Raw genomic sequence first — 20548 nt, 5'->3', positions numbered from 1 at the left:
TAATCCACTCATGAAATTAATAATCATTATCATTTAAAGGAGTGGTACATGTCCAGACTCAATCCGCTGAATGTTGCAATTACTGCAGCGCTCGGGTTATTCACCTCATCACACGTGTTCGCTGAAGAAATTCAATCTTATGAGAAATTAGTGGTGACGGCGGCTGGTTTTGAACAAACACAAGCGCAGGCTCCAGCGAGTATCAGTGTGATTACACGAGAAGAGTTGCAATCACGTTATTATCGTGATGTAACCGATGCACTGCGCAGTGTGCCGGGCGTGTTGGTGACTGGAGGTGGTGACAAAACAGACATCAGCTTGCGCGGTATGAGTTCAAACTACACTTTGATGTTAGTCGATGGTAAGCGTCAATCTTCACGTCAAACTCGACCAAATAGTGATGGCCCAGGTATTGAGCAGGGATGGATGCCACCACTGCAAGCCATTGAACGAATTGAAGTGATTCGTGGCCCAATGTCGACTTTGTATGGTTCAGATGCCATTGGTGGTGTGATCAACATCATCACACGAAAAGATAATCAAGAGTGGTCAGGCAGTGTTCAGTTGGATACGGTTTTCCAAGAAAATCGCGATTCTGGCGATCAGAACAGCGTCAACTTCTTCCTGACAGGGCCACTGGCCGACAATCTTTCTCTGCAAGTTTATGGACAGAGTACCGAACGCGATGAAGATAAGATTGAACGTGGCTACCAAGACAAAAGCTTAAAAAGTTTAACTTCAAAGTTGAACTACCAACTTAATGAGCAGCATGATCTGACTTTTGAAGTGGGCACTTCCGCACAAGATCGCCGAGGCAATGTAGGGTTATCCGTGCCAACGACAGGTTGTAAAGGTGGGTGCGAAGACAGCTTAAACGAATACCGTAGAACCTATATTTCCCTTTCTCACCAAGGGGATTGGGGCGACTATGGTGTGTCGGATACTTATGTCCAACGTGAAGTAAGTAACAATAAAAGCCGTGAGATGGAGATCATCAATACGGTGGCTAAATCAAGCTTAGTGGTGCCATTGACTAACAATACGGCAACCGTAGGCATTGAGGCTTCACATTCAAAGTTAGAAGATTTTACCTCAAATAAAGCCTCTGATTTAACTCAGATTGAAAGCACTCAATGGGCGGCGTTTGTTGAAGACGAGTGGCGCATGACCGAGTCGTTTAACCTAACCTTAGGTGGCCGTGTTGACCACGATGAAAATTATGGTTCTCATTTTAGCCCAAGAGCGTATGGCGTGTGGACCATCAATCCAGCGTGGATTCTGAAAGGTGGCGTGGCCACGGGTTTCCGTTCACCGCAGCTCAGAGAAGTCACGCCAAATTGGGCGCAAGTGAGTGGTGGCGGTAATATCTACGGCAACCCAGATTTAAAACCCGAAACTTCAATCAACAAAGAGTTGGGGTTGATGTACCAAAATGGAGCGGGTCTTAACGCGAGTTTGACTTTCTTCCATAATGATTTTAAAGACAAAATTACCCGTGTTGTGTGCCCCAACCACATTTGTACTGCAGGTCCGAACGAGTGGGGTTCTGATCCCACTTATCGAGTGAACGTTGATGAAGCGTACACGCGTGGGGTCGAAAGTACGCTCGGTTTACCTATCACAGAAACGGTTTATTTCAACGCGAGTTATACCTTTACTGACTCAGAGCAAAAAACCGGAAAATATCAAGGTATGCCACTTGAGCAACAACCTGAACATCGCTTCAGCGCTGATATTGATTGGCAAGCGACTGACAACTTGAGCAGTTGGTTGAAGCTGACTTATCGTGGAAAAGAGAGCAACCCAGTCACTGGCCCTTCTCGTAGCAGCTTGATTGAGCCAGCTTATCAGTTCATCGATACTGGCATCACTTACGCGCTTTCTTCTCAAGTAAGCTTGAAAGGTGCGATTTACAATCTACTCGATGAAGAAATTTCATACCAAGAATATGGCTATGTAGAAGATGGACGTCGTTATTGGTTAGGTATTGACGTTAACTTTTAAACCATCAATACCGCAAATGAAATGGCTCCCGTTTGGTGAGCCATTTTTTATGGTCACCTTTCTTGTCGTAGCCGCCGTTGCTTGTACCTTGAGTCCGTTTAGAAACGGAATCTTTTGCGACAACTGATGGCTTGGGGTGTTGCTCTTGGTCGCTATCGGTTACTATCTGTACCACGAAAAAAGTTAAGACGATGGAATGATGCTTAAAGTCGCGATCAATGGTTTTGGGCGTATCGGGCGCAACGTGCTGCGTGCGATATATGAAAGTGGAAAAAGTCAGCAGATAAAAGTGGTGGCGGTGAACGAGCTGGCGCTACCTGATGCGATGGCGCACCTACTGCAATACGACACTACTCATGGTCGATTTGGTAAAAAGATCACTAATGATCAAGAGCATATCTATGTTCATCATGGGCTGGATGAGTATGACTCGATTCGAATTTTGCACCTTAGTGAAATCAAACTTCTGCCATGGCGCGATTTAGGCGTTGATATTGTGCTCGACTGCACGGGTGTGTACGGCTCAAAAGCCGATGGTTTGGAGCACATTGAGGCAGGCGCAAAGAAGGTACTCTTTTCACATCCAGGCTCACATGATCTCGATAATACAATCATTTATGGGGTCAACCATGAGACGCTAACCGCAGAACACCGCATTGTGTCAAACGGATCCTGTACCACCAATTGCATTGTACCGATTATTAAAGTGCTTGATGAAGCGTTTGGTATCGATTCAGGAACCATTACCACCATTCACTCGTCAATGAATGATCAACAAGTGATTGATGCCTACCACACCGATTTGCGTCGAACACGTTCCGCAAGCCAATCCATCATTCCAGTGGACACCAAGTTGCACAAAGGAATTGAAAGGATCTTTCCGAAATTTTCTAACAAATTTGAAGCGATATCAGTGCGCGTACCGACAGTTAATGTCACCGCGATGGATTTGAGTGTCACAATTAATACAAATGTGAAAGTTAATGACGTAAATCAAACCATTGTTAACGCATCTCAGTGTACATTACGTGGCATTGTTGACTATACTGAAGCTCCGCTTGTTTCCATCGATTTTAACCACGATCCCCATAGTGCGATTGTTGATGGTTCACAAACAAGAGTGAGTAACGGGCAGCTTGTTAAAATGCTCGTTTGGTGTGATAACGAATGGGGCTTTGCGAATCGCATGCTGGATACGGCACTCGCAATGCAAGCATCCGAGTAGTAGCAGGATGATGGAGATTTATTTATTTTCAGGCTTGAAATAAATAACTCAAATCTCCATATCGATAACCAGTTTGAAGAATTTATAGGCTCGGCAAGGTTGCCGGGTTTCCAAAAACTTTATTTATTAATATTTGAGAGGACAAACCATGTCTGTAATCAAGATGACCGACCTGGACCTAGCAGGTAAACGCGTATTTATCCGTGCTGACCTAAACGTACCAGTGAAAGATGGCAAAGTAACTTCTGATGCACGTATTCTTGCATCGCTACCAACAATTCAGCACTGCCTAGCGGCGGGCGCTAAAGTGATGGTTACTTCTCACCTAGGTCGTCCAACTGAAGGCGAATACGCGGAAGAGTTCTCTCTACTACCAGTGGTTAATTACCTGAACGACGCGCTAGATTGCGAAGTAAAACTGGCAAAAGATTACCTAGATGGCCTAGAGCTAAACGCAGGTGAGCTTGTTGTTCTAGAAAACGTTCGCTTTAACAAAGGCGAGAAAAAGAACGAAGAAGAACTATCTAAAAAGTACGCCGCTCTTTGCGACGTATTTGTGATGGATGCATTTGGTACGGCTCACCGTGCACAAGCCTCAACTCACGGCATTGGTATGCAAGCACCTATCGCTTGTGCTGGTCCACTATTGGCAGCAGAACTTGAAGCACTAGGCAAAGCCATGGATAACCCAGAGCGTCCATTAGTGGCTATCGTTGGTGGCTCAAAAGTGTCTACTAAACTAACGGTTCTAGAATCGCTATCTAAAATTGCTGACCAACTGGTTGTTGGCGGTGGTATTGCTAACACTTTCATCGCAGCAGCAGGCCACAACGTAGGTAAGTCTCTATATGAAGCAGACTTGCTTGAAACGGCTAAAAAGTTGATGAAAGAGTGTTCTATTCCAGTAGCAACAGATGTTGCTTGTGCAAAAGCCTTTGATGAAAACGCAGAAGCGGAAATCAAAAACGTGGCGGATGTTCAAGATGACGATATGATTTTCGACCTAGGTCCAGACTCAACCGCACAACTGGCTGAAATCATCGCTAACGCAAAAACCATTCTATGGAACGGTCCTGTTGGCGTATTTGAATTCAAAAACTTCGAAGCAGGTACAAAAGGTATCTCTGAAGCGATTGCGAAATCTGCAGGTTTCTCAGTGGCTGGTGGTGGTGACACACTAGCGGCAATCGACAAGTTCGGTATCAAAGCCGACGTATCTTACATCTCTACTGGCGGCGGTGCATTCCTTGAGTTTGTTGAAGGTAAAGTACTACCAGCGGTTGAAATGCTAGAAGCACGCGCGAAAGCTTAATGACTAATGAAAGCGGGAGTGATTCCCGCTTTCTTGTTTGCTGCACGTGTGTTTTTATTCTGATAGAATGACGCCAGTTGTGAGCAAACGTTTGCAAGAATTTAAACTTAACTGTTTTATTTTTAAAACGATAGAAAAAATAGGATCAAATCCATGTCTAAGATCTTCGATTTCGTAAAACCAGGCGTAATTTCTGGCGATGACGTACAGAAAGTATTTGAAGTTGCAAAACAAAATAACTTTGCTCTTCCTGCAGTAAACGTAGTGAACACTGACTCTATCAATGCGGTTCTTGAAGCTGCATCTAAAGTTAAAGCGCCAGTGGTTGTTCAGTTCTCTAACGGTGGCGCGGCTTTCTTTGCTGGTAAAGGCGTTAAACTTGCTGGTCAAGGTGCACAAATCCTAGGTGCGGTTGCTGGCGCGAAATATGTTCACGCTGTAGCAGAAACTTACGGTGTGCCTGTTATTCTTCACACTGACCACGCTGCGAAGAAACTACTTCCTTGGATCGACGGTCTACTAGACGCAGGCGAAGAGTTCTTCGCTCAAACTGGTAAGCCTCTGTTCTCTTCTCATATGCTAGACCTTTCTGAAGAGTCTCTAGAAGAGAACGTTGAAACTTGTGCGAAATACCTAGAGCGTATGGCTAAAATGGGTATGACTATCGAGATCGAACTGGGTTGTACTGGTGGCGAAGAAGACGGCGTTGACAACTCAGACATGGATTCATCTGAGCTGTACACTTCTCCTGAAGACGTAGCTTACGCTTACGAGAAATTGAGCGCAGTGAGCCACCGTTTCACTATCGCAGCTTCTTTCGGTAACGTACACGGTGTTTACCAAGCGGGTAACGTGGTACTGACTCCAACTATCCTACGTGATTCACAAGCGTATGTTTCTGAGAAATTTGGCCTTCCAGCGAACTCTCTAAACTTCGTATTCCACGGTGGTTCTGGTTCTTCTGAAGCCGAGATCAAAGAGTCAATCAGCTATGGTGTTATCAAAATGAACATCGATACTGATACTCAGTGGGCAACTTGGGACGGTATCCGTCAGTACGAAGCTGAAAACCATGATTACCTACAAGGTCAAATTGGTAACCCTACGGGTGAATCTGCGCCAAACAAGAAATACTACGATCCACGCGTATGGCTACGTGCTGGTCAAGCATCGATGGTTGCTCGTTTAGAGAAAGCCTTCGCTGACCTTAATGCGATCGACGTACTATAAGTTCATTTATCTGGACTAAGTGATGAACCCGCTCAATGAGCGGGTTTTTTTATGGCCGAGATTCAGACAAAATGACTGGCGGATTGTTAAAATATTGCTTAACCTCTAACAAGCTCATATCAATGCTTCCAAGTAACTATTTGTTTTGTCAGTGTTTACATAAAACTGACTTTGCAACATAACCAAAGTGAGATATTGTGCCAAAAAACTGACACTCTGCTGTCAGTCGTTTTTTGTCTTTGATGTTCAGTGGTAACAACATTCAAAATGATTTTATAAAGAGGAAATGCAATATGTCAGGTGAATCAATGGGCATCGAAGCTCCATTAGTCGATGGTTTAGCGCAAGCCAATACTTGGCTGACCAATAATTCAGATCTTTTGATACAATACGGCGTCAATATTATTTCCGCTATTCTGATCCTATTTATCGGTAACATTGTTGTTAAAGCTGTGGCTGGAAGTGTTGCCAAGGCTCTGAAAAAGAAAGACATGGACAAAGCAGTTGTTGAGTTTGTTCATGGTCTAGTCCGTTATACGCTATTTGTGGTGGTATTAATTGCCGCTTTAGGTCGCATTGGTGTGCAAACCGCTTCTGTTGTGGCCATTATCGGTGCGGCTGGTTTGGCGGTTGGTTTAGCGCTACAAGGCTCCCTATCAAACTTTGCTGCGGGCGTTTTGATTGTGGCATTCCGCCCATTTAAATCCGGTGATTACGTGGAAGTGAGTGGTACTGCTGGATCGGTTGAATCGATTCAAATTTTTTCAACAGTACTGCGCACGCCTGACAATAAAATGGTGATTGTGCCTAATGGTTCGATCATCAGTGGCCCAATTGTTAACTATTCACGCCATGACACTCGTCGTATTGATTTGGTGATTGGTGTTTCTTATAAGTCCAATCTGCAAAAAACCAAGGAAGTGCTGGCTAAAGTAGTCGCGGCAGAGCCTCGTTTGTTGAAAGATCCTGCACCGACTATCGGTGTAATGGCCTTGGCCGATTCTTCAGTCAATTTTGTGGTTCGTCCTTGGGTGAAAACGACAGAGTATTGGGCTGTTTATTTTGATTTGTTACAAGCCATCAAAGAAGAGTTAGATAAAGAAGGTATTGAGATCCCATTCCCACAAATGGATGTTCATCTGAATAAAATGAATTAATTCATTTTCAATCAAGTGAAAAGGGCATGAAATGATTATTCAGTTCATGCCCTTTCTTTTTGTTGGTTATACACTTACACCAGATATTGAATTGCCAGCCCTTTTGCAAGGATAAAGGCGATGCTAAACATCATTGCAGCCACGGCCATGTCTATTCCTTTCTTCACGTTAGGCTTTGAGAGCGTCGGCCCCAGTTTCGCAGCACCAATTGATAAAGAATAAAACCATACAAAAGAGGCCATCATGGTTCCTAGAGCAAACGCGATGCGATCATGGCCTTCAAACTGACCACCAATCGATCCCAAAATCACAACCGTATCTAAGTATAAATGTGGGTTAAGCACAGTAACGGCTAACGCGCCCAAAATAACCGTTCGTTTACCACGTGCGATCACTTCGCCATCCGATTCATTAGTGCTTGTTGAAGTGAAGGCACTCCTTAAAGAAATAAATCCATAAAATGAGAGAAAAGCAACACCGCCTAAGGTAACCGAGGTCAGTAAGATTTCGTTACTTGAGAGTAGGGCACCGCCACCAAATATACCCAGAGAAATAAAAATCACATCCAGTAGACTACAGATGGTCGCCGTCGTTAAGTGGTGATTGCGCTTAATTCCTTGGTTTAGCACATAGGCATTTTGTGCACCAATAGGAATAATCATCGTTGCACCTAATCCAAAACCTTGTAGCAAAATCCACACATTCACAGCTCACCTCGTCGTAATAATTCAATACAGTGAGCGCACAATAGCGAGAGTATAAAAATAAGTATAATTAATGATTTTAATATTATATTAGTAATACTAATAATTATAAAAAGGAGCCTTGGATGAGAGGGCTAGATTACAAATGGATTGAGGCATTAGATGCGGTACTGCAACAAGGAAGCTTTGAACGAGCCGCTGAAAATCTCTATATTTCACAATCGGCTATTTCTCAAAGAATCAAGCAATTAGAGAGATTTATCGCCCAACCGGTCCTGATTCGAGAGCAGCCACCAAGGCCAACGCTGGTGGGAAAAAAATTGCTAGGGCTGTATCGTAGGGTGTGTTTGCTTGAAAATGAACTGGTGCCTGAATTGATGAATGAGGAGAATACGCGGCCTGTTTCAATAGCTATTGCCACTAATGCGGACAGTTTGGCTACTTGGTTACTTCCTGCGTTATCGAATACGATGAAAACGCGGCAAGTTGAGTTGAACCTGACGGTTTTCGGTGAGTCACGTACGATCGAAAAAATTAAAAATGGCGAAGTAGCTGGCGCAATAAGCTTAGAATCGCAAGCCATTCCTGGTTGTCATGCTGACTACTTAGGCCGAATGGACTATGTGTGTGTTGCCAGCCCGGAGTTTTATCAGCGTTATTTCTCTCAAGGTGTGAACTTTCATACTTTAAAAAAAGCACCAGCGGTATCGTATGATCAGTATGATGATCTGCATAAAAAATATTTGCATGATCACTTCAATGTGCCAAGAGATGCCGTCATAAACCATACCGTGGGTAGTTCAGAAGCTTTTGTTAAATTAGCCCTATCCGGTGCGGCGTATTGTTTGATCCCTCGCTTACAGATAGCACAAGAGCTCGAAATAGGCACGCTTACCGACATTACACCAGGGTTCATTTTAACCAACCGTATTTATTGGCATCATTGGCAGTTAGAAACGGGAATATTACAGGAAATTTCTCAGGCCATCGTTCAATATGCTCGCCAAGTGTTGCCGCAATGACAAAAGTTCAACGTCAAAGTTGTGTCATTTCATAAGCTATTAACTGTGCTTATGTAGAGTATCGCCTATGATGTATTCACCCATTTGAGTAAGGTAACTCCCATGAAATTAATGACAAGTGTAACGCTATTATCTGGATTGCTCAGTTTTGGTTCTATGGCGCAGGAAATGAATTTTCCTCATCTTTCAACGACAGGTTATGGTGAAGTCGTTGCGGCACCTGATATGGCTGAGTTTTCAGTTAAAGTGGTTGAATCGACGCTGACGGCGGAGCAGGCAAAAAGAGCGGTCGACAAAGTGGTAGAAGCATTTGTGGCGCGTTTGAAAGAATCCGGTGTGACTTCCCAACAAATATCGAGTTCAAATCTCTACCTTGCCCCTCAATATCACTACCCTAAGTCCGGTAAGCCTGAGTTAGTGGGTTATCAAGCAACAAGAAGTGTCACGGTTGAGGTTGAAGATTTAAGCCAGCTTAATCAATACCTTGATGTAGCGCTCGGTGAGGGCATTAACCAAGTCGACAATATTCAACTTAAAGTTCGGAATCAAGATCAATACCAGCAACAAGCTCGGCTAGCGGCGATTCAAGATGCGAATACCAAAGCACTATCATTGGCGGAAGGATTTAAGTTGAAATTAGGTGATGTGTGGCAGATAGACTACAACTCGCCCAGCGTGCAGCCGATTATGATGCGTGCTATGGCAATGGATGCAAAATCTGAATCTAATAGTTACCAAGACTCGACGCTTATTATTCGCGATAGGGTGGACGTAGTCTATCAATTAAACAACTAAGCCCTTACCTAAGCTACTGATTGATTGGTTAATTTAAAATGGATAAAAACGAGCCTTTACTTCCATAAATTGATTGTATTATTAATCGGTAGCTTTTTGTTTTGTCTATTTTTTAAGATGCTATAATCCGCTCATCACTATTTAGGGTTAATATTTAGACAAGTCATGAGATACACAAAAATAATCAGCATCCTTCTCATCATTTGTTTCTTATTCAGCGCAATAGTGACTGGGTATTACTATCAGCGCTACCAAGAAGTGAAAGACAACGCAACGCAAAACACGGTAGCGGAGGCGTTTGATCAACTCAATGAAAGTGAGCGACAGTATCGGGGGTTGAAAGCTCAGGTCGGTTCCATTATTGATTTGCTTAGTCGAAGCCAAAGTTTGTATGAATTTATTTTTTCTCCTTCAGAGATAAATCAGCAGCATCTTGAAAATATATGGTCTTCGGTTGCTGAAAAGCAAACATGGTATAGTTCGATTACACTTTTGGATTTATTTGGGCATGAGCGACTCCGTATTGATTATTCTGCGGACAACCATTTAGCCTCTAGTGCAAAAAATCTTCAAGACCTGTCACATCATGGTTATGTTGCCTTTGCAGAAAACCTGTCAGAGGGAGAAGTGGGGGTTTGGGGCATTGCATTGGCTAGTGCTCGAAGTGCTGCGGCTATACAGCCGATGCTATGTGTGATTACGCCAGTTACCGTATTAGGGGAGCGAAAAGGCTATTTAGTCCTCGATGTTGATATTTGGTCACAATCTTCGCGTTTAAATCATGTCCGTGATCCACAATTAACTCCTGAGCTGATCGGCGATTCAGGTTTCTATTGGTCTTCCAACGATAAAACCAAATTATTTGGAGACTTATTACCGTCCAATCAATACGAGAATCTTGCACTTCTGCTACCGAAAACTTGGCAGCAGATGCAGACAACTCCTTCTGGCTATGTATTCGAAAATGGCAAGGTTACGGTTTATAAAACCCTTAAATTTGCTTCATTGAAACCTGTTTTTTTGATGATTCAACTCACCGATGAGCAATTAGATCATCGAGCGAAGCGTGACGTCAACGATTTAATCAAAGAAGCTTTTTTTGTCTTCTTCGTTATACTCATTTTTGCGCTTCCCATGGTTTCCATGGCGTTGCATTACCATCATCGAAGTATTGAAAGCAAATTGGCAAGAGCGGCCTTGAATGGTATGTCTGCAGTGATGATCTCAGACAGAAAGCACAAAGTGATGATGGTTAATGGCGAATTTGAAAAGATTACCGGTCTGACTATTGACGAGATAAAAGGCAGTAACGCATTAAAGTTACTGCTCAGTCCAAATGGTATGGAGTTTATGCTCGAGGTGCTTGAAGAGGTATCGCAGCAACATTTCTGGGAAGGTGAAGTAGAAATGGTCAATACACAAGGTGAGACGCTAACCGCCATCATGAGAATTCAAGCGATTAAAGAGGCGACTAAAGTCAGTTATTACATCACCTCTTTAGTCGATATTACTCAGTACAAAGTCTTAGAAAACCGATTGCGAGAATTGAGTGAAAAAGATGCGTTAACTCAGCTATGGAATCGGCGTAAATTTGAAGCAGAATTGCAGCATCATACGCACATCATTCAACGTTATCCCGAAAGCCATCATGTTTGTCTCGTCTTAATTGATATTGATTACTTTAAACGAGTGAATGATGAACAAGGACATGATGAAGGTGATCGCGTCATTATTAAAGTTGGTGAAATTTTGAGCCAAACATTGCGTACCACGGATTTTCTGGCACGTATTGGCGGTGAAGAGTTTGCGATTATTATGCCGCATACTTCTGTAGAAGAAGCCGAGACTGTCCTAGACCGATTACGAGTAGCGGTAGAGCAAAGCCTCACCGTGACTATCAGCGCTGGCTTTACTGACTTAACCGCAGATGGTAAACGCTCGTATAAATGCGCTGACATTGCTTTATATGAGGCCAAAACCTTAGGACGAAATCGAGTTTCACTGTGTAAAAGTAGTGATGATCTTGCTTAAGGCATACTACAAAGAGTGATGGGCTTGGTAAGTAAAGCGTAAATAGCGGAAATAAAAAAATCGGGGCAAGCCCTAATGCCGATCAGTTAAGGCCAAAGGGATCGGTTGAACGATCCTTCAGAGCTGTCAAAATCCAAGTGTATTTAATGCACTTGGATTTTTTTATGGATGTTTCCCAAGCTCTAAACATAATTAATGATTGGAAACCTAGCAACGTTGAGACTTTGTCTGACTTACTTCCAATTGACCTCATCAACGAAGCTTATTCTCTTACTGATACCGTCACGATGAGAAAGAGGAAATTAACTCTAGAATCCATGGTTTGGTTACTTGTTGGAATGGCTATCTATAACAATAAATCCATGAAAGACTTAGTTAACCAGCTTGATATTGTCGATCGTACGGGTAAAGCTTTTGTCGCACCGAGTGCGTTGACTCAACGTCGAAAGACGTTGGGTGAAGGCGCAATTAAAGCGGTCTTTGAGCAAATGACGACTTCATGGTTAAAAAGTGCAAAGTTACCCCAGTGGAATGGATTAACGCTTCTTGGCGTCGATGGAGTGGTTTGGCGCACGCCCGATAACCCGCAAAATGAAAATGCATTTTCTCGACAAAAAGGGACACAATATCCGCAAGTGAGAATGGTCTGCCAAATGGAACTAAGCAGTCATATTATCACGGCCAGTGCTTTTGATAACTACAATACAAACGAAATGGTATTAGCTGAAAAACTGATAGAAACAACACCGAATCATAGCGTGACAATGTTCGATAAGGGGTTCTATTCTTTAGGCTTATTACATAAATGGCAAGACTCTGGCTCAGAGCGCCATTGGCTTATTCCCCTCAAGAAAAATACACAATATGACATTGTTCAATCTTTAGGGCGAAATGACAAACTTGTTCAATTACACAGTAATCCAAGAGCTAGAAAGCGATGGTCTGATTTACCAAAGTCGATAACCGCTCGACTTGTCACTCGTAAAATTAAAGGAAAAGACTACCAAGTATTAACTTCTATGACAGATCCGCTGCGTTACCCATCAAAAGATATTACTGGTCTTTATGAGCATCGTTGGGAGATAGAGCTAGGCTACCGAGAGCAAAAACAATACATGCTTGGAAACCGTCTCACGCTGCGAAGTCGTTTGCCAGAGTTGGTAAAGCAGGAGTTATGGGGCATCTTACTTACTTACAATTTAATTCGATATCAGATGGTAGAGCTCTGCTTCAATTTAAAGGGAAACTACCTTCCTTATCAACTGAGTTTTAACGGCACATTAGCTCATGTATCTGCGTTACTTGTAGGCTTACCTTACTCAACACCAGGAGCAATACCTCGTCAGTTAAAGGGTTTTCACAACATGGCTGAAAGCTTAATACTTGAAGGGCGAAGGGAAAGAACATTCCCTAGAACAGTTAAGCCTAGACCACAACGGTATGCTAAGAACAAAAATGCCGTTCACTCTTAAGTGAACGGCATTAGGGGCAAGCCCCGATTTTTTTATTTCTAGCTTACGTTTCTATTATAGAACGTGAACAGAAGCTGTGTTGGTTGTACCTGAAGCGACAAGTGCACCAGAAACCATCACTACGATGTCCCCCTTCTTGCCTAGACCAGAAGCCAGTGCAATCTCTTTACCATTGATGTAGAACGCATCAGTGCTGTCGATAGTATCAACAACAACCGGTGTTACACCTTTAGTTAGAACGAGTTGAGCCGCCGTTTTCTTGTTAGTGGTTACGGCAATGATGTTCGCAGTTGGGAAGTACTTACGCACTGAACGAGCTGATTTACCCGCTTCAGTTGCGACCACGATAAGTGGAGCCGCCAATTTCTCAGCAGTATCTACCGCACCTTTACATACGGCTTCAGTAATGCGTAGGCGTGGGCTGTCTAAACGAGAACCCAACTCAGCTTGTAGAACGCGGTCTGTACGAGCACAGATTTGCGCCATGATAGTGACCGCTTCAACAGGGTATTTACCTTTTGCTGTTTCGCCAGAAAGCATCACTGCATCTGTACCATCCATTACCGCGTTGGCTACGTCGCCAGCTTCTGCGCGAGTTGGACGTGGGTTCTTGATCATTGAATCAAGCATTTGAGTTGCTGTGATAACCACTTTACGTGCGCGGTTACATTTTTCGATCATCATCTTCTGTGCAAAGATAACTTCTTCAGCAGGGATCTCAACACCTAGGTCGCCACGAGCAACCATGATACCGTCAGAAAGCTCAAGAATTTCGTCGAAGTTATCAACGCCTTCTTGGTTTTCAATTTTAGAGATGATTTGGATATCTGCGCCGCCGTTTGCTGTTAGCAGTTCGCGGATTTCACGTACGTCGTCAGCTTTACGAATGAAAGAAGCCGCAACAAAATCAACGCCTTGCTCACAACCAAATTTAAGGTCTGCTTTATCTTTTTCAGAAAGAGCTGGAAGGTTCACTGAAACGTTAGGAAGGTTAACACCTTTGTTTTCACCTAGCGCGCCGTTGTTCAGCACTTTACATTTCACTTCAGTTTCTGTGGTTGCAATCACTTCCATTTCAATCAGGCCGTCATCAACCAAAATTTTGTTACCTACAGTAAGGTCTTTAGCAAAACCTAAGTAAGTCACGGCAACTTTATCTTTGTTACCTATAACGGTTGCATCAGTAGTGAAAGTGAAATCCTGGCCAGCCACGAGATCAACGTCATCACCATTTTCTAGTTTGATGGTACGGATTTCAGGACCTTTAGTGTCTAAAAGGATCGCAAGCTGTTTACCAGTGTTTTCCATTACTTTACGGAAGTTCGCAATACGAGTGCCGTGTTCTACGAAGTCACCGTGAGAGAAGTTCAAACGCATAACGTTCATGCCAGCATTCACTAGCTCAGTAAGCTTCTCTACAGATTCAGTTTTAGGGCCAATCGTACATACGATTTTGGTCTTTTTCATGGAAGGTTCTCTCCGGTAAATATGATTACAATTTGAAGTTGGTTGAGTGTTCTAGCGTCATCACAAGCGGCAATTTTTCTTATCTATTACCCAACAATATTAATGTGATTTTGTGACATTAGAGCTGAAAGTCTTTCAACAGTTTAGTCATTTTATGACCAAGCATTGTCTATTTTATAGCGTTATTTTGCCACTTATTGAGTTTAAATCGGTTAAGTTGCAAAAGAATAACAGTCAATTCTGTAATTTTTTTTCTTTTCGGCGCGAATTCTACCACCTAATGAGTTCAATATCACTGCCTAAGAATTGTCTTAGGACAAGGTTTTAGCGTGAATTATTAATTTTTTAGATCGAAATAAATAGACAATAAAGTTTCGATTCGATTAATATTGCTTTCGATTCGTAATCTTTAAGAAAAATATAAATGTCGAAACGAAATACACAACTGAGAAGACACACCATCGCTAACCTTGTGAATGAACAGGGTGAGGTCAGTGTTGATGCACTCTCTGCTCAGTTTGAAACCTCAGAGGTGACGATTAGAAAGGATTTGGCCTCTTTAGAGAAAAACGGTCAACTCTTACGCCGTTACGGTGGTGCGATTGCACTGCCTAAAGAGGTGGTCAATGATGAGTTTAATCCTAAAGTTTCGAATCGAAAGATAAATCTAGCTAAGGCGGCAGCTAAGTTAATTCGAGACCACAATCGCATCGTTATTGACTGTGGTAGTACTACGGCAGCATTAATTCAGCAACTGAATGATAAACGCGGTTTGGTTGTGATGACCAACTCATTGCACGTAGCGAACGCCCTTAATGAACTAGAAAGTGAACCGACACTATTAATGACGGGCGGTACTTGGGATACCCATTCCGAGTCCTTTCAGGGCAAAGTGGCTGAATCGGTACTGCGTTCTTACGATTTTGACCAACTGTTTATTGGCGCTGACGGTATTGATCTTGAACGTGGCACCACCACCTTCAATGAACTGATTGGCCTGAGCAAAGTGATGGCCGAAGTCTCACGAGAAGTGATCGTGATGATCGAATCAGACAAAGTTGGCCGAAAAATTCCCAACCTTGAGCTCGCTTGGGAGCATATCGACGTGTTAGTGACCGATAACGATCTAACCGTTCAAGATGCCGCATTGATTGAATCGCACCAAGTGCGAGTGATCCGAGCCTAATTAACCCCTATTCAACCATTCCTAAATAAAGGCCTTCGCTTGCGGCTTTAGGGATGAAGCATAAATCTAAAATGGAGTAAAAACCTTATGTGTGGAATCGTCGGTGCAGTAGCACAACGAGATGTGGCTGAAATTTTAGTGGAAGGACTACGCCGCTTGGAATACCGCGGCTATGATTCAGCCGGTGTTGCTGTGGTGGATAGTGCGAGTCAATTAACGCGCGTTCGTCGTTTAGGCAAAGTGCAAGAGCTAGCCGATGCAGTCGAAAAACAACATGTTGCCGGAGGCACTGGCATTGCGCACACACGCTGGGCGACACACGGTGAACCTTCCGAAATTAATGCTCACCCACACATGTCGGGCGATATTGCGGTTGTGCATAACGGCATTATCGAAAACCATGAAACGCTACGTGACGTTCTGCGTGAACGCGGCTACCTTTTTGAATCGCAAACCGATACCGAAGTGATTGCTCACCTTGTTGAGTGGGAACTGCGCACGGCCAGTTCACTGCTTGAAGCGGTGCAAAAAACGGTTAAACAACTCGAGGGTGCTTACGGTACTGTGGTACTTGATCGCAAAGATCCAAGCCGTGTTGTGGTTGCTCGCTCTGGTAGCCCGATCGTGATCGGTTTTGGTGTCGGTGAGAATTTCTTAGCTTCAGACCAATTAGCTTTGCTGAATGTTACACGCCGCTTTATGTATCTTGAAGAGGGTGATGTTGCGGAAGTTACGCGCCGCGATGTGACGGTTTTTGCTGCAAACGGCGAACAGGTGACGCGTGAAATTAGCGAATCTAACGCAGAGCACGACGCTGGCGATAAAGGTAAATATCGTCATTTCATGCAAAAAGAGATCTTTGAACAGCCAACGGCATTGATTAACACCATGGAAGGCCGCATCACCAAAGACAGCGTAGTGACAGAAAGCATTGGCGTGAACGCTGCCGAAATTCTTAGCCAAGTGGAACATGTACAAATCGTCGCTTGCGGAACGTCGTACAACGCAGGCATGACAGCGCGTTATTGGTTTGAAGCATTGGCAGGCGTGAGTTGCGATGTGGAAATTGCCTCTGAATTTCGCTATCGCAAATTTGTCACTCGTCCAAATAGCTTGTTGATCACGCTTTCTCAATCCGGTGAAACGGCAGATACCTTAGCCGCTTTGCGCTTGGCGAAAGAAAAAGGTTACATGGCCGCGATGACTATTTGTAACGTAGCGGGTTCTTCGCTGGTTCGTGAATCTGACTTTGCATTCATGACTCGCGCTGGAACAGAGATTGGTGTGGCGTCAACCAAAGCCTTCACTACTCAGCTTGCAACCTTGCTAATGTTAGTGACCGCTCTTGGTAAACAAAAGCAGTGCATTAATAAAGAAAAAGAGGCGGAAATTGTTGAAGCTCTGCATGCACTGCCTGCACAAATTAATGCAGCCCTTGCCTATGAAAAGCAGATTGAAGCACTGGCTGAAGATTTCGCAGATAAACACCACACTCTATTCTTGGGCCGTGGTGAGTTTTATCCTATCGCGCTTGAAGCGTCATTAAAGCTGAAGGAAATCTCTTACATTCATGCTGAAGCATACGCGGCAGGCGAATTAAAGCACGGCCCATTAGCACTGATTGATGCTGATATGCCCGTTGTCGTGGTTGCGCCAAATAACGAGCTGTTAGAGAAGCTAAAATCTAACATTGAAGAAGTACGTGCTCGTGGCGGTTTGCTGTATGTGTTTGCCGATCAAGACGCTGGCTTTGCGGCTGATGAAACAATGAAAATCATCACCATGCCACACGTGAGTGAAATTACCGCGCCGATCTACTACACCATTCCAATGCAGCTTCTTTCTTATTATGTTGCTTTAATCAAAGGTACGGATGTCGACCAACCTCGTAACCTGGCCAAAGCCGTAACGGTTGAGTGATACAAGGTGGTTAGAGCGCATATTTGTATGTGGATAATATAGTTTGATCATAAATGGCCCTATTGAGGGCCATTCTTCAAATCTAAAATAACAAAGTTTGATCGTTTTTGATGAAAAACTACTGAGATTAAATAGAAAGTTGATAATAAAGTTTGTTATGCATCCTTGAAAGTGTAACGTCTGTCTTAATGGTTAATATCTACGGTTGTAAGGGTGAACTGAACTAAAGCATAGTTTGATCATTATTTTAATAAGTCCCTAGCCGAAGATAGCAACAACTGAGTATATCCGTTATCTTCATCTATCGCTTGTAGGGCCTCATCTATTATTGCTTTGTCTATATCGCTTATGAAGTGCATGATTATATTTGTAGATGTATTTACTGATGAAAGATCCATGATTTTTTCACGGTAGTCACATGGTTTATCGCACGCTTTTAACTTTTTCAGCGTATCGATTTCGGATAAAAGCACACTATATTGGCATGATAGTGGACTACATCTATCAACTTTGTATTCAAAGTGTTTTGATGGTTGAATATTGTGTAATGGATCTAATAGTACAATGTTGAATACATTATTTTCATCCCAAAACCTACAACACGACCAAGAGCTGTAGAAACTTGAAACTGCAATAACGGATAATCATCAGGATTATCTCTATACACTTTATCAACCCATTCTAAGTCACCACGCTGAATCGGTATGTTTTTTTGATTCCAATTTATCTTGTGGTATCTCCAAGAACCTTTTTCACCTTCATTAGAAATAAAGTCCTCGACTTTTTTACCACATAGTTCCCTTAATTTTTCCAACAATGATACAAACCATTTCGAGTCAGTCTGATCAAGTCCGAAAAACTCGACCTGCTTCCAATAGCGAAAGGAAAAAGACCATCTTCGATCTTGTGGTTTCGAAAGTAAAACAGGCTCCTTCTCGGAGCCTGGTTCAAAATCAAGAACAGGTATATTCATACTTATCTATTCAAGCGAGAAGCATAGTAACGCTTCATTGTCTGCTCATCTATGTTATTGGTACACCTTTCCCATGGCTCAAAACCGCTTCTGGCTTCAACCCATGGATCTTCTTTATGAGTCATATCTTCAAGTTGCTGCCCAGAAAATTTTGCGTACACAGATAGAACTCTATCTATATGGGCTCTTGCTTCAGCACTGAGGTTCGCAGGAGTGAATCCGTCCCTCATGTCGCTTCTATATATATCTGAATACAAGGACTTATCACTGGCAAATCTGTTGAACAACGCTCTTGAAACAGGACCATGGACCCACGCCTCGAATTTTTCATCACATAATGAACTATTTTCGAAAGCTAGATACCATGCCTGAACATAGTAAACTAATTTTTGTAGTTTTAAGTTACTTAAAGACTCACCTGAATCTGTAACTTTATCAATAACATAATCACAGACATCATTTACCGATTCGCTCATGGCAATCTCCTAATACGATGTCGAAAACATAACGTAGTTTAGCTTATACAAGCTCATTCATTCAATATTAGTTCTAAATAAGTTTGATTTAGCTCATACAGAGCTAAGTACATAAATTAATTTTAAAAATATCTTTTATAAATTTATGAAGAGGTCCTATCAAGTAACAATCTCATTTATATTCCTCAACTTCCCACACAGTATCTCAGCCCAAGCTTCAACGTACTCGTCAGCGGTAATATCACGCTCTACATCATTTTCTTTCTTAGTCTTTTTAGGATGACGGCAGAACTTGCTCACAGCGGTATTCTTTTTGATCCAATCATGATTCCAGCCTCGGGCTTGGTCTGAGTAATCTTGGAGGATGGATTTTAATATCTGTTCAGGATTTGAATCAGTCAAAAATGAAACAACCAATGTACTCACGTTGGTGGGTCTATTTAAGCTATCTACATCGACTTCAATGACAACAGCACCAACATCTAAATAGCTGATGTTTGCCATGTGATAACGAAGAAAGCTGCCGTCTACGGTATTGAGTACCATTCGGCTGCCAGTTTTTGGTGGCGGGAACGAACCACATCTCACACCATGTACCGTGAAGTCTTTCTTTGTTTTAATAACCTCAATAGCTCTCTCAAATAGTCGGAATTTTTCCGTTGGTTCAGCGTCGATAAGATTATTAGAATCCTCATCGCCTTCATTCCGGTTTAGTCCATAATCAAACTCTTGATTGTTTCCATCTTTGACAGCATTGCCCACACTGGCCCCTTCTGATTTTTTTTCATCCGAAGGTAGATTTTTTGATTTACCAGGCCGTTCTTGCTCATCCTCAATTTCTAAACCTATATTGCCAGCATTTATAAAATTAAAACTAAAAGCCTGATCGTCTTTCCGATGTAATCTTTTACCTAACTTTGGTAAATCCCCCATATCTAATTCAGGATTAGGGTCATTTGGTGGCAATTTCTTAACCTTACGTTCTTTATGAGGGACTGGCACTAAATGTTTCAACTTTGGATGCTTAATCTTCAAACCAACAGGAGTAACAAATGAATTGTCATTGATCGTAGCAATCTCTGATACCCAGAAATTTTTTAGATTTTCAGAGTAAGAACCCGCTAATTCAAACTCCCATCCCACAAGTGGTGGAGGAACAAAACCAAAATCGTACACATCAGAAGAGTCGATTTCATTTACAGATTTAAATATAGAGAAAAAACTTTTCGCAGCAGATGGATCAGTTAGTAACCATGCTAAATGTGATTTCGATTTTCTAGATCTAATATTCGAAACTGGGTAGTTGGTTGAATCAGGAAAGATGATTTTGGGGTCACTTGGATCTTGATTGTAATGTGCTATATCCATAACCCCGCCAGAGCTGAATGCGGCTCTTATCAGATACTGGTTATGGAAGAATAGAACTCGGGCCAACTCAAAATTAGTCACTGATATGGTAACGTCACGATTGGTTGTATAACATCGATACACGGTATCATCAACGGTTCGCCTTACTTGGCGTGGTAATTCACCAGTAATGGTTATAGACAGCTTCTCAAGCGATTTATCTGCCA

At 42.7% G+C, this 20548-nt stretch carries 16 protein-coding genes; 11 read left to right on the top strand and 5 right to left on the bottom strand.

The features are described 5' to 3' along the window. Positions 1–48: 48 nt before the first annotated feature. The 5 genes from N5E84_RS10850 (at position 49) to mscS (ending at position 6928) form a co-directional block, all read left to right on the top strand. Entirely contained in the window at positions 49–2004 is a 1956-nt protein-coding gene (locus tag N5E84_RS10850) for a ligand-gated channel protein (RefSeq protein ID WP_017047513.1), read from the top strand. Positions 2005–2203: 199 nt separating this feature from the next. Then, complete coding sequence (gene epd / locus N5E84_RS10845) at positions 2204–3229, top strand: erythrose-4-phosphate dehydrogenase (protein ID WP_026027970.1); 1026 nt, start codon at positions 2204–2206, stop codon at positions 3227–3229. A 148-nt stretch (positions 3230–3377) separates the two neighbouring features. Next, the gene (locus N5E84_RS10840) at positions 3378–4541 is read left to right on the top strand and encodes a phosphoglycerate kinase (RefSeq protein WP_026027969.1); all 1164 of its coding nucleotides are present in this window, start codon (positions 3378–3380) and stop codon (positions 4539–4541) included. Between the two features lie 153 nt (positions 4542–4694). Next, on the top strand, positions 4695–5771 hold the full coding sequence (gene fbaA / locus N5E84_RS10835) for a class II fructose-bisphosphate aldolase (RefSeq protein WP_013857804.1): 1077 nt from the start codon (positions 4695–4697) through the stop codon (positions 5769–5771). Positions 5772–6064: 293 nt separating this feature from the next. Next, complete coding sequence (mscS, locus tag N5E84_RS10830; RefSeq protein ID WP_094128468.1) at positions 6065–6928, top strand: small-conductance mechanosensitive channel MscS; 864 nt, start codon at positions 6065–6067, stop codon at positions 6926–6928. 74 nt (positions 6929–7002) lie between these two features. On the opposite strand, the gene N5E84_RS10825 is transcribed toward mscS, so the two are convergent. Then, complete coding sequence (locus N5E84_RS10825) at positions 7003–7635, bottom strand: LysE/ArgO family amino acid transporter (RefSeq protein WP_017047512.1); 633 nt, start codon at positions 7633–7635, stop codon at positions 7003–7005. A 122-nt stretch (positions 7636–7757) separates the two neighbouring features. Between N5E84_RS10825 and N5E84_RS10820 the strand changes: the two genes are divergently transcribed. The 4 genes from N5E84_RS10820 to N5E84_RS10805 all read left to right on the top strand — a co-directional run bounded on the left by N5E84_RS10820 (position 7758) and on the right by N5E84_RS10805 (position 12952). Beyond that, positions 7758–8654 (top strand): LysR family transcriptional regulator ArgP, encoded by an 897-nt coding sequence (locus N5E84_RS10820; RefSeq protein WP_017045436.1) that lies wholly within the window; start codon positions 7758–7760, stop codon positions 8652–8654. A gap of 102 nt (positions 8655–8756) precedes the next feature. Then, positions 8757–9449: an oxidative stress defense protein gene (locus tag N5E84_RS10815; protein ID WP_038169970.1), complete on the top strand. Its 693-nt coding sequence runs from the start codon at positions 8757–8759 to the stop codon at positions 9447–9449. Positions 9450–9614: 165 nt separating this feature from the next. Next, positions 9615–11480, top strand: coding sequence for a sensor domain-containing diguanylate cyclase (locus N5E84_RS10810; RefSeq protein WP_019282286.1), 1866 nt, complete (start codon positions 9615–9617; stop codon positions 11478–11480). Positions 11481–11644: 164 nt separating this feature from the next. Then, positions 11645–12952 (top strand): IS4-like element ISVa16 family transposase, encoded by a 1308-nt coding sequence (locus tag N5E84_RS10805; RefSeq protein WP_029388402.1) that lies wholly within the window; start codon positions 11645–11647, stop codon positions 12950–12952. 54 nt (positions 12953–13006) lie between these two features. Here N5E84_RS10805 and pykF read toward each other — a convergent pair whose 3' ends face one another. After that, positions 13007–14419 carry a pyruvate kinase PykF gene (pykF, locus tag N5E84_RS10800; RefSeq protein WP_029388154.1) on the bottom strand — a complete coding sequence of 471 codons (1413 nt, stop codon included), beginning with the start codon at positions 14417–14419 and terminating at the stop codon, positions 13007–13009. A gap of 424 nt (positions 14420–14843) precedes the next feature. Here pykF and N5E84_RS10795 point away from each other — a divergent pair, with 424 nt between their 5' ends. Continuing rightward, positions 14844–15605, top strand: coding sequence for a DeoR/GlpR family DNA-binding transcription regulator (locus N5E84_RS10795; protein WP_019281933.1), 762 nt, complete (start codon positions 14844–14846; stop codon positions 15603–15605). Positions 15606–15692: 87 nt separating this feature from the next. Further along, positions 15693–17525, top strand: a complete 1833-nt coding sequence (glmS, locus tag N5E84_RS10790; protein WP_017045440.1) for a glutamine--fructose-6-phosphate transaminase (isomerizing) — start codon at positions 15693–15695, stop codon at positions 17523–17525. Between the two features lie 553 nt (positions 17526–18078). Here glmS and N5E84_RS10785 read toward each other — a convergent pair. The 3 genes from N5E84_RS10785 to N5E84_RS21365 all read right to left on the bottom strand — a co-directional run bounded on the left by N5E84_RS10785 (position 18079) and on the right by N5E84_RS21365 (position 19907). After that, positions 18079–18498 carry a hypothetical protein gene (locus N5E84_RS10785; protein WP_019281931.1) on the bottom strand — a complete coding sequence of 140 codons (420 nt, stop codon included), beginning with the start codon at positions 18496–18498 and terminating at the stop codon, positions 18079–18081. Positions 18499–18500: 2 nt separating this feature from the next. Beyond that, on the bottom strand, positions 18501–18974 hold the full coding sequence (locus N5E84_RS10780) for a Panacea domain-containing protein (RefSeq protein ID WP_019281930.1): 474 nt from the start codon (positions 18972–18974) through the stop codon (positions 18501–18503). 159 nt (positions 18975–19133) lie between these two features. Beyond that, positions 19134–19907 (bottom strand): Tn7-like element transposition protein TnsE, encoded by a 774-nt coding sequence (locus N5E84_RS21365; protein WP_410001438.1) that lies wholly within the window; start codon positions 19905–19907, stop codon positions 19134–19136. Positions 19908–20548: the final 641 nt, after the last annotated feature.

It is taken from the genome of Vibrio sp. J502 (assembly GCF_025397955.1).
GTDB lineage: Bacteria > Pseudomonadota > Gammaproteobacteria > Enterobacterales > Vibrionaceae > Vibrio > Vibrio anguillarum.
This window is presented reverse-complemented; position numbering and strand designations above follow the sequence as displayed.

Excerpts from the sequence above, each read along its gene's own strand:
- N5E84_RS10850 (WP_017047513.1), top strand. The coding sequence starts at position 49 with ATGTCCAGACTCAATCCGCTGAATGTTGCAATTACTGCAGCGCTCGGG.
- epd (WP_026027970.1), top strand. The coding sequence starts at position 2,204 with ATGCTTAAAGTCGCGATCAATGGTTTTGGGCGTATCGGGCGCAACGTG.
- N5E84_RS10840 (WP_026027969.1), top strand. The coding sequence starts at position 3,378 with ATGTCTGTAATCAAGATGACCGACCTGGACCTAGCAGGTAAACGCGTA.
- fbaA (WP_013857804.1), top strand. The coding sequence starts at position 4,695 with ATGTCTAAGATCTTCGATTTCGTAAAACCAGGCGTAATTTCTGGCGAT.
- mscS (WP_094128468.1), top strand. The coding sequence starts at position 6,065 with ATGTCAGGTGAATCAATGGGCATCGAAGCTCCATTAGTCGATGGTTTA.
- N5E84_RS10820 (WP_017045436.1), top strand. The coding sequence starts at position 7,758 with ATGAGAGGGCTAGATTACAAATGGATTGAGGCATTAGATGCGGTACTG.
- N5E84_RS10815 (WP_038169970.1), top strand. The coding sequence starts at position 8,757 with ATGAAATTAATGACAAGTGTAACGCTATTATCTGGATTGCTCAGTTTT.
- N5E84_RS10810 (WP_019282286.1), top strand. The coding sequence starts at position 9,615 with ATGAGATACACAAAAATAATCAGCATCCTTCTCATCATTTGTTTCTTA.
- N5E84_RS10805 (WP_029388402.1), top strand. The coding sequence starts at position 11,645 with ATGGATGTTTCCCAAGCTCTAAACATAATTAATGATTGGAAACCTAGC.
- pykF (WP_029388154.1), bottom strand. The coding sequence starts at position 14,419 with ATGAAAAAGACCAAAATCGTATGTACGATTGGCCCTAAAACTGAATCT.
- N5E84_RS10795 (WP_019281933.1), top strand. The coding sequence starts at position 14,844 with ATGTCGAAACGAAATACACAACTGAGAAGACACACCATCGCTAACCTT.
- glmS (WP_017045440.1), top strand. The coding sequence starts at position 15,693 with ATGTGTGGAATCGTCGGTGCAGTAGCACAACGAGATGTGGCTGAAATT.
- N5E84_RS10785 (WP_019281931.1), bottom strand. The coding sequence starts at position 18,498 with ATGAATATACCTGTTCTTGATTTTGAACCAGGCTCCGAGAAGGAGCCT.
- N5E84_RS10780 (WP_019281930.1), bottom strand. The coding sequence starts at position 18,974 with ATGAGCGAATCGGTAAATGATGTCTGTGATTATGTTATTGATAAAGTT.
- N5E84_RS21365 (WP_410001438.1), bottom strand. The coding sequence starts at position 19,907 with ATGGGGGATTTACCAAAGTTAGGTAAAAGATTACATCGGAAAGACGAT.